The organism is Sphingomonas sp., from assembly GCF_964263785.1.
Taxonomy (GTDB): Bacteria; Pseudomonadota; Alphaproteobacteria; order Sphingomonadales; family Sphingomonadaceae; genus Sphingomonas.
Genome location: NZ_CAXVWL010000025.1, coordinates 1 through 12,039, shown reverse-complemented (window position 1 = coordinate 12,039; position 12,039 = coordinate 1). Strand labels below are relative to the sequence as shown.

9 protein-coding genes and 1 pseudogene are annotated in these 12,039 nt (G+C 66.4%); 2 read left to right on the top strand and 8 right to left on the bottom strand.

Annotation, left to right across the window (positions count from 1 at the left end; genetic code table 11):
• From ACE5C1_RS03920 to ACE5C1_RS03910, 3 genes and pseudogenes are all read right to left on the bottom strand, one after another.
• Positions 1 to 1,434 (bottom strand): annotated as a pseudogene (locus ACE5C1_RS03920) (DNA-directed RNA polymerase subunit beta'); the annotation flags it as partial.
• Positions 1,435 to 1,595: 161 nt separating this feature from the next.
• Entirely contained in the window at positions 1,596 to 5,777 is a 4,182-nt protein-coding gene (gene rpoB, locus ACE5C1_RS03915) for a DNA-directed RNA polymerase subunit beta (RefSeq protein ID WP_374942758.1), read from the bottom strand.
• An 80-nt stretch (positions 5,778 to 5,857) separates the two neighbouring features.
• The gene (locus ACE5C1_RS03910) at positions 5,858 to 6,493 is read right to left on the bottom strand and encodes a hypothetical protein (protein WP_374942757.1); all 636 of its coding nucleotides are present in this window, start codon (positions 6,491 to 6,493) and stop codon (positions 5,858 to 5,860) included.
• Positions 6,494 to 6,536: 43 nt separating this feature from the next.
• Here ACE5C1_RS03910 and ACE5C1_RS03905 point away from each other — a divergent pair, with 43 nt between their 5' ends.
• The gene (locus tag ACE5C1_RS03905; protein WP_374942756.1) at positions 6,537 to 7,187 is read left to right on the top strand and encodes a hypothetical protein; all 651 of its coding nucleotides are present in this window, start codon (positions 6,537 to 6,539) and stop codon (positions 7,185 to 7,187) included.
• A 60-nt stretch (positions 7,188 to 7,247) separates the two neighbouring features.
• Entirely contained in the window at positions 7,248 to 7,820 is a 573-nt protein-coding gene (locus ACE5C1_RS03900) for a hypothetical protein (RefSeq protein ID WP_374942755.1), read from the top strand.
• Positions 7,821 to 7,991: 171 nt separating this feature from the next.
• Here the strand turns inward: ACE5C1_RS03900 and rplL are convergent, their stop codons facing one another.
• The 5 genes from rplL to ACE5C1_RS03875 all read right to left on the bottom strand — a co-directional run bounded on the left by rplL (position 7,992) and on the right by ACE5C1_RS03875 (position 11,757).
• The gene (gene rplL, locus ACE5C1_RS03895) at positions 7,992 to 8,369 is read right to left on the bottom strand and encodes a 50S ribosomal protein L7/L12 (RefSeq protein WP_374942754.1); all 378 of its coding nucleotides are present in this window, start codon (positions 8,367 to 8,369) and stop codon (positions 7,992 to 7,994) included.
• Between the two features lie 31 nt (positions 8,370 to 8,400).
• Positions 8,401 to 8,916 carry a 50S ribosomal protein L10 gene (gene rplJ, locus ACE5C1_RS03890; RefSeq protein ID WP_374942753.1) on the bottom strand — a complete coding sequence of 172 codons (516 nt, stop codon included), beginning with the start codon at positions 8,914 to 8,916 and terminating at the stop codon, positions 8,401 to 8,403.
• A 318-nt stretch (positions 8,917 to 9,234) separates the two neighbouring features.
• Positions 9,235 to 9,825: a hypothetical protein gene (locus ACE5C1_RS03885; protein ID WP_374942752.1), complete on the bottom strand. Its 591-nt coding sequence runs from the start codon at positions 9,823 to 9,825 to the stop codon at positions 9,235 to 9,237.
• A complete protein-coding gene (locus ACE5C1_RS03880; RefSeq protein WP_374942751.1) occupies positions 9,822 to 11,003 on the bottom strand; it encodes a M48 family metallopeptidase in 1,182 nt (393 codons plus the stop codon). Before ACE5C1_RS03880 ends, ACE5C1_RS03885 begins: the two co-directional genes overlap by 4 nt.
• A 4-nt stretch (positions 11,004 to 11,007) precedes the next feature.
• Complete coding sequence (locus ACE5C1_RS03875) at positions 11,008 to 11,757, bottom strand: hypothetical protein (protein WP_374942750.1); 750 nt, start codon at positions 11,755 to 11,757, stop codon at positions 11,008 to 11,010.
• Between the last annotated feature and the right edge of the window lie 282 nt (positions 11,758 to 12,039).

Genomic DNA, 12,039 nt, shown 5'->3' with positions numbered 1-12,039 from the left:
CTGCGCTTCGAGGCTCAGCGGCACGTGGACCGCCATCTGATCGCCGTCGAAGTCGGCGTTGAATGCCGAGCAGACCAGCGGGTGAAGCTGGATCGCCTTGCCCTCGATCAGCACCGGCTCGAACGCCTGGATGCCGAGACGATGGAGCGTCGGCGCGCGATTGAGCATGACGGGATGCTCGCGGATCACCTCGTCCAGGATGTCCCAGACTTCCTTGCGCTCCTTCTCGACCCACTTCTTGGCCTGCTTGAGCGTCATGCTCAGGCCCTTGGCGTCCAGGCGGGCGTAGATGAACGGCTTGAACAGTTCGAGCGCCATCTTCTTGGGCAAGCCGCACTGGTGCAGCTTCAGCTCCGGCCCGGTCACGATGACCGAGCGGCCCGAATAATCGACGCGCTTGCCGAGCAGATTCTGGCGGAAGCGGCCCTGCTTGCCCTTGAGCATGTCGGACAGCGACTTGAGCGGACGCTTGTTGGCGCCGGTGATCGTCCGGCCGCGGCGACCGTTGTCGAACAGCGCGTCGACCGCTTCCTGGAGCATGCGCTTTTCGTTGCGGACGATGATGTCCGGCGCGCGCAGCTCCATCAGCCGCTTCAGGCGGTTGTTGCGGTTGATGACGCGGCGATACAGATCGTTGAGGTCCGACGTCGCGAAGCGGCCGCCATCGAGCGGCACCAGCGGGCGCAGCTCGGGCGGGATGACCGGCACGACCTCGAGGATCATCCACTCCGGGCGATTCCCTGAATCGATGAAGCTCTCGACGACCTTCAACCGCTTGATGATCTTCTTGGGCTTCAGCTCGGACTTGGTGACCGCCAGCTCTTCGAGCAGCGCGGTGCGCTCGCCGACGAGGTCGAGCGACTCCAGCATGATTCGGACCGCCTCGGCGCCGATCCCGGCCGAGAACGCGTCCTCGCCGTACTGGTCCTGCGCGTCGAGGAGCTCGTCCTCGGTCATCAGCTGATACTTTTCGAGCGGGGTCAGGCCCGGCTCGATGACGATGTACGCCTCGAAATACAGCACGCGCTCGAGCTGCTTCAGCTGCATGTCGAGCAGCAGGCCGATGCGCGACGGCAGCGACTTCAGGAACCAGATGTGCGCGACCGGTGCGGCCAGCTCGATGTGGCCCATCCGCTCGCGGCGAACCTTGGAGACGGTGACCTCGACGCCGCACTTCTCGCAGACGATCCCCTTGTACTTCATCCGCTTGTACTTGCCGCACAGGCATTCGTAATCCTTGATCGGACCGAAGATGCGCGCGCAGAACAGGCCGTCACGCTCGGGCTTGAACGTGCGGTAGTTGATGGTCTCGGGCTTCTTGATCTCGCCGAACGACCACGAGCGGATCTTGTCCGGGGACGCGATGCCGATCTGGATCGAGTCGAAGGTCTCCGGCTTGGCAACCGGATTGGCGAAGTTGGTCAGTTCGTTCATGAAGCTGTCCTTTGAATTTCTAATCTCCTCTCCCCCCGGGAGAGGAAGGGGCCCGCTGCCGTCAGGCAGTGGGAAGGTGAGGGTGACCAGCGTTCGTCACCCTCACCCTTCCGGCGCGTTGCGCCTCCCTCCCTCTCCCGGCGGGAGAGGGAGCAGAAGAGCTACTCCGCCGCGATCGCGAGGCCGTCGGCGTCCAGCTCGGGCGCCATCGTCTGCAGATCGACGTTGAGGCCCAACGAACGCATCTCCTTGACGAGCACGTTGAAGCTTTCCGGGATGCCCGCCTCGAACGTGTCGTCGCCCTTGACGATCGCCTCGTAGACCTTGGTGCGGCCGACGACGTCGTCGGACTTCACCGTCAGCATCTCCTGGAGCGTGTACGCCGCACCATAGGCCTGGAGCGCCCAGACCTCCATCTCGCCGAAGCGCTGGCCGCCGAACTGCGCCTTGCCGCCCAGCGGCTGCTGGGTGACGAGGCTGTAGGGGCCGATCGAACGCGCGTGAATCTTGTCGTCGACAAGGTGGTGGAGCTTGAGCATGTAGATGATGCCCACCGTCACCTTGCGGTCGAACTGGTCGCCGGTGCGGCCGTCGAACAGGTCCGACTGACCCGAAGCGTCGAGCCCGGCCAGCGCCAGCATGTCGGTGACGTCGCTTTCGCGCGCGCCGTCGAACACGGGAGTGCCCATCGGGATGCCGGTCTTCAAATTCTCGGCCAGCTCGACGAGCTCGTCGCCATCGCGCGCCTCGATGTCCGCGGCATAATGGTCGCCGTAGACTTCGAGCAGCCGCGCCTTCACCGCGTCGGGCATCGCGCCCGGCTTCGGGTTCGGGTTGGCATCGCGCCATTCCTCCAGCGCATCCTTGATCTGATGGCCGAGCTGACGCGCGGCCCATCCAAGATGCGTTTCGAAGATCTGCCCGACGTTCATTCGCGAAGGAACGCCGAGCGGATTGAGCACCAGGTCGACCGGCGTCCCGTCCGCCAGGAACGGCATGTCCTCGGCGGGCAGGATGCGGCTGATGACACCCTTGTTGCCGTGACGGCCGGCCATCTTGTCGCCGGGCTGCAGCTTGCGCTTCACCGCGACGAACACCTTGACCATCTTGAGTACGCCCGGCGGCAGCTCGTCGCCGCGCTCCAGCTTCTCGCGGCGGTCGTGGAACTTGTCGGTGATTCGCTTGGCGGCTTCGTCATATTGCTGCTTGACCGCTTCCAGGTCGCTCTGGACCTTGTCGTCGGCAACCGAGAACTTCCACCATTCATGGCGGTCGACCTGGTCGAGCAGGTCGGCGTCGATGACCGCGCCCTTCCTCAGGCCCTTCGGCACCGAGGTCGAGGTCTGGTCGAGCAGCATCTCGCGCAGGCGGCTCCACGTCGCACGATTGAGGATCGTGCGCTCGTCGTCGGAATCCTTCTTCAGCCGCTCGATCTCCTCGCGCTCGATCGCCATCGCGCGCTCGTCCTTGTCGATGCCGTGGCGGTTGAAGACGCGCACGTCGACGACCGTTCCCGACACGCCCGGCGGCAGGCGCAGCGACGTGTCGCGCACGTCGGACGCCTTTTCGCCGAAGATCGCGCGGAGCAGTTTCTCCTCGGGCGTCATCGGCGATTCGCCCTTCGGCGTGATCTTGCCGACCAGGATATCGCCCGGCTCGACCTCGGCGCCGACGTAGACGATGCCCGCCTCGTCCATGTTGCGCAGCGCTTCCTCGCCGACGTTGGGGATGTCGCGGGTGATGTCCTCCGGCCCCAGCTTGGTGTCGCGGGCCATCACCTCGAACTCGTCGATGTGGATCGACGTGAATACGTCATCCTTCACGATCCGCTCGCTGATGAGGATCGAATCCTCGTAGTTATACCCGTTCCACGGCATGAACGCGACGAGCGCATTGCGCCCCAGCGCCAGCTCGCCGAACTCGGTCGAAGGACCGTCGGCCAGCACGTCGCCTTGCTGGATGACGTCGCCGACCTTCACCAGCGGACGCTGGTTGATGCAGGTCGACTGGTTCGAACGCTGGAACTTCATCAGCGTGTAGATGTCTACGCCCGACTTGCCCGCATCGACGTCACCCGTCGCCCGGATGACGATACGCGCGGCGTCGACCTGATCGACGATGCCCGCCCGCCGCGCCGAGATCGCGGCGCCCGAATCGCGCGCGACCGTCTCCTCCATGCCGGTGCCGACGAACGGCGCCTCGGCCTGGACCAGCGGCACCGCCTGGCGCTGCATGTTCGATCCCATCAGCGCGCGGTTGGCGTCGTCGTTCTCCAGGAACGGGATCAGCGACGCGGCGACCGAGACAAGCTGCTTCGGGCTGACGTCCATCAACGTGATATTGTCGGGGAGCGCCATCAGGAAGTCGCCCGCCTGACGCGAGGACACCAGCTCTTCCGAGAAGCCGCCTTCGCCATTCAGCTCGGCCGAGGCCTGCGCGATCGTGTGCTTGGCTTCCTCCATCGCCGACAGATAGACGACGTCGTCGGTGACCTTGTGGTCGACGACCTTGCGGTACGGCGTCTCGATGAAGCCGTATTTGTTCACCCGCGAGAAGCTGGCGAGCGAGTTGATCAGGCCGATGTTTGGGCCTTCGGGCGTCTCGATCGGGCAGATGCGGCCGTAATGCGTCGGATGGACGTCGCGAACCTCGAAGCCTGCGCGCTCGCGCGTCAGACCGCCCGGCCCGAGCGCCGATACGCGACGCTTGTGGGTGACTTCGGAGAGCGGGTTGGTTTGATCCATGAACTGGCTGAGCTGCGACGAGCCGAAGAACTCGCGCACCGCGGCAACCGCGGGCTTGGCGTTGATCAGGTCGTTGGGCATGACGGTCGAGACGTCGACCGAACTCATCCGCTCCTTAACCGCACGCTCCATGCGCAGTAGACCGACGCGATACTGGTTCTCGAGCAGCTCACCGACCGAGCGCACCCGGCGGTTGCCGAGATTGTCGATATCGTCGATCTCGCCCTTGCCATCCTTGAGGCCGACCAGCGTCTTGATAACCGCCAGGATATCCTCGGTGCGCAGCGTCGTCACCGTGTCCTCGGCGTCGAGGTCGAGGCGCATGTTCAGCTTGACGCGGCCGACCGCGGACAAGTCGTAGCGGTCGGGATCGAAGAACAGGCCCGAGAACAGCGACTCCGCGGTCTCCAGCGTCGGCGGCTCGCCGGGGCGCATGACGCGGTAGATGTCGCTGAGCGCCTGCTCGCGCTCCTCGGCCTTGTCGACTTTCAGCGTGTTGCGGATCCACGGACCGGTGGAGACATGGTCAATGTCGAGCAGCTCGATCCGCTCGATTCCCGCCTTGTCGAGCTTCTCGAGGTTCTCGGCGCCGATCTCGTCGCCCGCCTCGACGTAGATCTCGCCGGTCGTCTCGTTGATGAGATCGTACGCCGAATAGCGGCCATAGATCTCCTCGGTCGGAATCAGCAGCTCGCTGAGCCCGTCCTTGGCGGCCTTGTTGGCGGCGCGCGGCGAAATCTTCTGGCTCGCCGCGAACACGACCTCGCCCGACTTGGCGTCGACGATGTCGAACAGCGGCTTGACCCCGCGCCAATTGGCAGGATCGAACGGGATGATCCAGCCGCCCTGGCCGCGGCCGTAGGTGACGCGGTTGTAGAAGGTGTTGAGAATATCCTCGCTCGTCATCCCCAGCGCGTAGAGCAGCGCCGTTACCGGCAGCTTGCGCTTGCGGTCGATGCGGACTTTGACGATGTCCTTGGCGTCGAATTCGAAGTCGAGCCACGAGCCGCGGTACGGGATGACGCGCGCCGCGAACAGGAACTTGCCGCTCGCGTGCGTCTTGCCGCGGTCGTGGTCGAACAGGACGCCCGGCGAACGGTGCATCTGGCTGACGATGACGCGCTCGGTGCCGTTGATGAAGAAGGTGCCGTTCTCGGTCATGAGCGGCATGTCGCCCATGTAGACGTCCTGCTCCTTGATATCGATGACCGATTTGGCCTCGGTATCGGGATCGACCTCGAACGCGGTCAGCCGCAGGGTGACGCGCATCGGCGCGGCATAGGTGATCCCGCGCTGGCGGCATTCCTCGACGTCGAACTTCGGCGGCTCCAGGACGTAATCGTCGAAGTCGAGATAGGCGGTGCCGGCGAAATCCTGGATCGGGAACACGCTGCGCAGCGTCTTCTCCAGGCCGGAGACGTGGCCGATCGACTTGTCCGAACGCAGGAACTGTTCGTAGCTCTCGCGTTGCACCTCGATCAGGTTCGGCATCTGCACCACTTCGTGGATGTTGCCGAACACCTTGCGGATGCGCCGCTTTGCGGTCCCGCCCGAGGATTCGCGGCGGGCCGTGCCCGGGTCGATCGCCTTGGTCGCCATGTTTTCTCGCCTTCAGCAGAAATATCGTGCCCGGAACCCTCCGGGGCGGGGCGCGCGAAGACGCCGAAAGGCCGCTCGCATCAAGATGCGGCGGCGTCCGGCGTCAAAGAGATCGCAAACCCCATCCGTACGAAGCACTGCGCGACGGCGCTCCATGTCTCGGGGTTCGTGATGGATCGCGATATAGGGTTGGGGGCTTGCCCTGTCAAACCGGCGCGACCAGAAGCGGCGCACATCATGGAGCCAAGCCCAACCTTGACCGTCTTGCGTATTCTGTCGACCGCGGTTCTCTGTGCGCTGGTGACGCCCCTGGCGGCCCAGACGCCAGCGGCGACCCCGACGTCCACGGTGCCGATCCCTGCGCCTGCCATTATCGTTGTGCCGGCACCGACACCGACACCGACACCGACACCGACACCGACACCGACATTGATCCCGACACCGGCGCCGGGGCCTACCCCCATACCGACGCCGAGGCCGGCTCCGGCTGCGAGCCCGACGCTTTCGCCGCAGGCGACTCTCCGCGCGATGCCTGCTCCCTCAGCCGCGCCGCGTCCCTCGCCGTCGCCCAGCCCGGCGCCGAGCGCGACGCCCACACGTATGCCCGTGGTGAGCGCGGCTCCTGTTCCGGCGCCGGTTGCGGCGCCCGCCATAGCCGCATCGCGCAGCAGGCCCACGCCGACCACCGCGCGGGTACAGCCCGTCGAGAGTGTCAATTGGCAGCCTTGGCTGTTCGGTGGCGGCGCTGCAGTCCTGATCGTGCTGCTGTGGCTTCGCTATCAACGCGATGCGCCCGGCGAACCGATCTCCGTCGCAGCAGGGGAGGGGCATGCCGCGGACATGCAGCCGCTGCCGCCGCGCTCCGGGATGCCGGGCGCGTGGCTCACCGTCGGCTTGCGCCCCGTCCGCGCCGGCTTGAACATCGTGACCGCGGTCGCCGATTGCGAGATCACCGTTACCAACGCCGGCGATGCTCCGGCCGAGGCGATCCGCGCCGCGCTTGTCCTGATTTCCGCGCATGGCGGCCAATCGGGCGACATCGATGCCGCCAATGCCGAGCCGATCGTGCGACCGGTGGTATCGCCGTTCGCGCTCGCACCCGGCGAGGAGCGAACGTTTCGCAGCGTCGCGGCCAGCCAGATCGACGCGCTGCCAACGATGCGTGCCGGCGGGCGCGAGATGCTGGTGCCGCTGGTCGTCCTGAACCTCCAACACCGCGACACCGCCGGGCTGGAGCACCGCACCTCGCAGGCGTTCGTGCTCGGCGTCGAGCGCGTCGATTCGCCCAAGCTTGCGCCCTTCTGGCTGGATTCGCTGCGCATGATCGACCAGGTCGCCGCGCGGCCCAGCGGTGCGGCGCTGCGCCGACGAGTGACGACCGCGGCGGCCGGCGTGGGATACATTTCCTAGCGGGTTGCTAGCGGCGATGGAGTCGCGCAAGATCGTTCCGCGCGAGCAGGAGCGGAGCCGATGGGTTCGATCGACGTCGCCAAGGTCATCACCGCCGCTGCGTCGAGCAGCCTGGGCGTGCTGTCGCTCATCATCCTCGCGGTGTCGTTCGTCGGCTACAATTTCTTCAAGCGTTCGGGCGACGGCGTGAAGATCGGCGTCTTTGCGGTCATGCTGCTGGCGGCGATCGGTTTCGGCGTGTCGGTGGCGCGTGAGGGGCGGAGCCAGTCTGCGGACGCCGCCACGGCAGCCGAACCACGCGGGACGCCAGGTTCGGCGGTCGCCACCCCGCCCGCGGCGCCCAGGGAGACGGCTGCGAAGGCTGGCGTATCCGGAGCCTGGCACGACGACGACGGCTACCGCTACCACCTCAAGGTCGCCGGAACGCAGCTGTCCTACGTTCAGTCCAAGGATGGCGAGAAGACCGGATCGGGGGAGGGGACTGTCGTCGGCCGTAGGCTCGACTATGCCTATGTCAACGATCTCACCGTCGATCGCGGGACATGCACGGGGCTGCTGTCGCAGGACGGCGCGCGGATCGACGGAAGCTGCGGGAGCAGCGGTCGACGCTGGGGTTTCGCGATCATGCGGTGAGAGGGGATAAAGCGAGGGCGCAGAAAAAAGGGCGGCCCCGTCGTGCGGAGCCGCCCTTCTTTCTGACGGAGCTGTCATGGGCAAAGCCCATGACGTCGGACGGGCCGAGGCCCGCCGGCCGGCCTTGCGCGGGTGCGAATTATCCAGCTAAATCGTATCCCGCGCAGCAGCTCACTTGATCTCCACAGTCGCGCCGGCTGCTTCCAGCTGCGCCTTGAGCTTGGCGGCCTCGTCCTTCGACACGCCTTCCTTGACGGCCTTGGGCGCGCCCTCGACGAGGGCCTTGGCTTCGGTCAGGCCGAGCGCGGTGATGGTGCGCACTTCCTTGATGACGTTGATCTTCTTGCCACCGTCGCCGGTCAGGATCACGTCGAACTCGGTCTGCTCTTCGGCCGCGGGCGCTGCTGCACCACCGCCACCGGCGGGGGCTGCCGCAACGGCTGCGGCGGCCGAGACGCCCCACTTCTCTTCGAGCATCTTCGACAGCTCGGCGGCTTCGAGGACGGTGAGGGCGCTCAGGCTCTCGACGAGCGAATTCAGGTCTGCCATGTGTCTAATCCTTCAAAAACAACGAGAAAAGTTATGCGGCTTCCTTCTCGGCATAGGCCGAGAGGACGCGCGCGAGCTGCGCCGCGGGTGCTTGGGTAATCGTCGCCAGCTTCGTCGCCGGAGCAACGATCAGGCCGACGATCTTCGCCCGCAGCTCGTCGAGCGACGGCAGCGTGGCGAGTGCCTGGACGCCGGCGACGTCCAATGCGGTTGCGCCCATCGCACCGCCCACGATTTCGAACTTGTCGTTCGTCTTCGCGAAGTCGACCGCAACCTTGGCGGCGGCGACCGGGTCGGTCGAGGTGGCGAGCCCGACGGGGCCGGTCAGCATGTCGCCGAGCGATCCGTAGTCGGTCCCGTCCAGTGCGATCCTGGCGAGCTTGTTCTTCGAGACCTTGTAGGTCGCGCCGGCTTCGCGCATCTTTGTCCGCAGCACGGTGGATTGTGCGACGGTCATGCCGAGATTGCGGGTGACGACCACCACGCCGACCTCGGCAAAAGTGCGGTTCAGTTCGGCAACGGCCGCGGCTTTTTGAGCACGATCCATGCCTATCTCCAAAATCCCGCCGAGGCGATGCCTCGACAGGGTTCAACGTTACCGGAGAGTGGGAACACCCCCCGGGGTGTCCAGCGACAAGGGCATGGGCGCCACGCAGGCGCGGCAGACCGGCGAGCGCGAGGCCGGCCGGGACAATCCATTTCCCCATCTCGGCAGGAAATCAAGCGTTGGGCGAACCCTCGGCACCTGCTGTCTCGGACGGACCCGCACGCGATTAGGCGATCGGGGTTGGCGCGGCTGATAGTGGCATTGCCAACGAAGTCAACGGTGCTTGGATCGCCCGGGCGGCAGGTACTTCGTAAGGCCCTACACCTTCGCGGTATCCGCCACCTTGCGGAACGCCTCGACGCTGCGGTCGAAGAAGTGGAGACGGGGGGCTTCGAAGGTGATCATGTAGAGCTTGCCGCCGACCAGTGCGGCGCGCGCTTCGCCCTTGCGCGGCAGGTCTTCGCCCGGGCGCGTGAAGCTGTAGGTGAAACGCACGCCCTGCCGCCCGGCGAACAGCGCGGGCTCCAGCGTGTCGACGGTGAACAGCGGCGTATTGAGCGCGACGCGGTAGCTGTTCTCGACCAGCGCGGGGATATCGGTGACCAGCATCGTCGCCGACACCTTGGGCAGCGGGCGGTTCTTCCTGTCGACTTCGCGGAAAAGCGTCTTGCCCGCGGGGATGCCGCCGTAAAAGGTCAGGTCGTTCAGCGCATCGCCGTCGATCGTCCAGGTCTCCGAATTGCGTCCCGGACGTGCGCCGAGCTTGTTCCATTCGGACGGCGGCGCGACGGTGAGCGTCGACTTGGCCACCGCGACGCGCCTGCCCGCGGGGATGAGCGTGTTGCCGGCGCTGACGGGCGCTGCGACGAGGGCGAACGCGACGGCGAGAAGGGGGAGCGTGGGCTTCACTTGGCGTCTCCGGAACCGATGAGCATGGACATGGCGGCGCGATCGGGCGCTTGCGGCGCGCGCGCGAGATAGGCGGCGAGCGCGGCGCGGCCAGCGTCCGCCTGCTGCGCGCGGAGCAGCGACAGGCCGAGGCCGCGCCACGCGACAGGATCGGTGCAGCCGTGGTCGATTGCCGCCTGATAGAATTCCGCGGCGCTGACGAGATCGCGCGGGTTGCCGCGCTCGCGGTAGAGGTCGGCGCGCGCGAGGAGCAGGTCGGGAGTCCAGTCGCGATCGGCAAGCTCGCCGAGCAGGTATTCGGAACCGCCGAAGTCGTTGAGCTTGATCTGATCGGCCAGGAACTGCGTGCGCCATGGCCGCATCGCCGCGGTGAACGGATCGATGCCCTCCTCGCCGATGTCGATGTCCGCCCCAGCGGCGGCACGCAGCGTGGCGATGCGGGTGAGTTCGGTCGGGTGCGAGTCGAAGAATCCTGCGCTGTAGCGATGGGTTACCTTGCGCCGCCGGCCCAGTGCGGACGCGTCCGATTCCGCCATCATCCGTTCCCAGACTCGCGGAAAGGCTGCAGGTCGATAGCTGGCAGCGCGCATGTAGCGCAGCCCCATCAGATCGGCGTCGCTTTCCTGCGCGCGGTTGTACGAGAAATGCAGGCCGATCAGCGAGGTCGCCAGCGAGCCGCTGTTATACGGGGCCAGTACCGACGCCCAGGACATGATGTCGGTCGTCGTGCGTGCGCTCTTGAAGCTCGACAGGCTGTGGCGAAGTTCGAAATGGCCGAACTCATGGCCCAGGATCGCGGCAAGTTCCGCCTCGTTGCGGACGCGCAGCAGCAAGCCGGTCCAGACGATCATCGTACCGTTGGGCGACATCGTCGCGTTGAAGGCGGGTACGCGGACGATGTAGACGCGGACGGACCGGCAGCGATCCTCGCCCACCGCGTGGCAGAGCACCCCTTTGACATAGGCGTTGAGCGCGGCGTCGCGGATGACCGCGGGTGAATCGCGCAGCGCGCGCTCCTGCTCGTCGGCCTGCTGCCACAGCCCACGCTCGTCGACGGTGGTCGGTTGATAGGCGGCGGTGTAGGTCGGAAGAGGCCCGAGCTTCTCGCCCGCAGCGGGCGCGGCCGCAAGTGCTAGGGGGAGCGCGGCGGCGAACGCCGCCACGGCGAGGGCGCGCATGGCCCTACTTGCCCGCAGCGGCAACGGCCGCGATCGGCGCGCCGGGAAATCCTTCCAGCAATTGCCCGACCCGCTTCTGCGCGCCGTCGGGCGAGCGCACGTCGCCGCCCATCGCCATGTCCGCATTGAGCCAGACGAGGTCGCCGGTCTTGAGGTCGATCAGCCCGGCATAGCCCTTGTGCACGCCAGACTTCACGCCGTAGCCGACCAACGCCGCAGCGGCGAACTGGAAGAGCTTGCGACCGGTCGATCCGTATTGATCCTCGGTGGTGATGAAGAGCGCATAGTCCGCGCCTTGCAGCCCGGGCAGCGCGGCGACGTCGCGACCGATCGACCATTCGAAGCTGTCTGCGCGCTTCTTGGTCGGCAGGCGGTTGCCCTTGAAGAACTGATAGGCAATCACCGAATCGGCGACCGCGGAGAAGAGCGCGCGATATTCGGCGGTCTGGCGGACCGCATCGCCCGCCGGCTCGGCGTAATCGACGACGGTGTTGCCCAGCGTGCCCTGCGCCCGGCCGAGCGCGCGGGCGATGTTCTCGCGCGCCTGATCGGTCCAGTCGGCATTGGGTTCGAACAGGCCGCCGGTCGATTGCGCGCCGACCTTGATCGATGGGCGCATCAGGACGATCCGCGCCGAACCGGGCTTGAGCGCGAAGCCGGGCTTGTTGCCGGTCTTCTCCTGCGCCAGCGCCGGCGCCGCGGCGAGCGACAGCGCGATACCGAGCGCAAGCGCGCGCCATGCCGATGTTTTCATGCAAACCCCTCCCGATCGAGCCTCCCCAGGCTCGGGCACGCTTGTGGCAAAGCGGGTGGGCTTTGGAAAGAGGGATTTTTTCGGTGCGATTCGGGGGTTGAAAGGGAAGGGCCGGGGGTGAGCCCGGCCCTTCATTATCGCTTGTGGCGGGCACGCGAGTGAATCGCGCGCCATCACGTCGGTCGCGGCTGCAGCCGCGACGGGCACCCGCAAAGTATCACTTTGCGGGGTGCCCTCGTCCGGCCCGGAAGGGTGCGCCGGAGCTTCGCCCGGCGCACCGCG

Excerpts from the sequence above, each read along its gene's own strand:
- rpoB (WP_374942758.1), bottom strand. The coding sequence starts at position 5,777 with ATGGCGACCAAGGCGATCGACCCGGGCACGGCCCGCCGCGAATCCTCG.
- ACE5C1_RS03900 (WP_374942755.1), top strand. The coding sequence starts at position 7,248 with ATGGGTTCGATCGACGTCGCCAAGGTCATCACCGCCGCTGCGTCGAGC.
- rplL (WP_374942754.1), bottom strand. The coding sequence starts at position 8,369 with ATGGCAGACCTGAATTCGCTCGTCGAGAGCCTGAGCGCCCTCACCGTC.
- rplJ (WP_374942753.1), bottom strand. The coding sequence starts at position 8,916 with ATGGATCGTGCTCAAAAAGCCGCGGCCGTTGCCGAACTGAACCGCACT.
- ACE5C1_RS03880 (WP_374942751.1), bottom strand. The coding sequence starts at position 11,003 with ATGCGCGCCCTCGCCGTGGCGGCGTTCGCCGCCGCGCTCCCCCTAGCA.
- ACE5C1_RS03875 (WP_374942750.1), bottom strand. The coding sequence starts at position 11,757 with ATGAAAACATCGGCATGGCGCGCGCTTGCGCTCGGTATCGCGCTGTCG.